The sequence below is a fragment of the Gardnerella coleohominis genome (assembly GCF_002896555.1).
Lineage (GTDB): Bacteria > Actinomycetota > Actinomycetes > Actinomycetales > Bifidobacteriaceae > Bifidobacterium > Bifidobacterium vaginale_F.
On the sequence record NZ_MNLH01000041.1, the window covers coordinates 1 to 359 of the forward strand.

A 359-nucleotide genomic window follows, 5' to 3' on the forward strand; every position below is an offset into this window, starting at 1 on the left:
GCTGCTGATTCAGGTCATGTGCCTACAGAAGCAGAAATTAAAAGAGCTATTAAAGATTTTGCTGAAAATAAAAAGAATGAAGGTACAGAAGAATCTTATAAAGGTTCATTGCTTGAAAAAGCTATAGAAGATTATAAAAAAGCGTATAAAAACGAATTTGACTTCAATTCTAAAGAAGAAGTAAATGTTGTAGTTACTCTTAAAGGTAAAGGTGGCACTGGAAAAAGTGTTGCTTTAGAACGTAAGAATCAACAAAATAAACTTCTTCCTCAATGGTGCAAAAAATATAAGATGAAGGTTCGCCGTCAGCTTGGATACTTGGTGAATGCATTTGAGGTAACCATGCCTCAGAATATGGT

General features: G+C 33.7%; 1 protein-coding gene. It reads left to right on the top strand.

From position 1 onward, the window contains the following. The coding region (locus BFS05_RS06630; protein WP_146026748.1) for a hypothetical protein at positions 1 to 359 on the top strand (359 nt) is incomplete at both ends.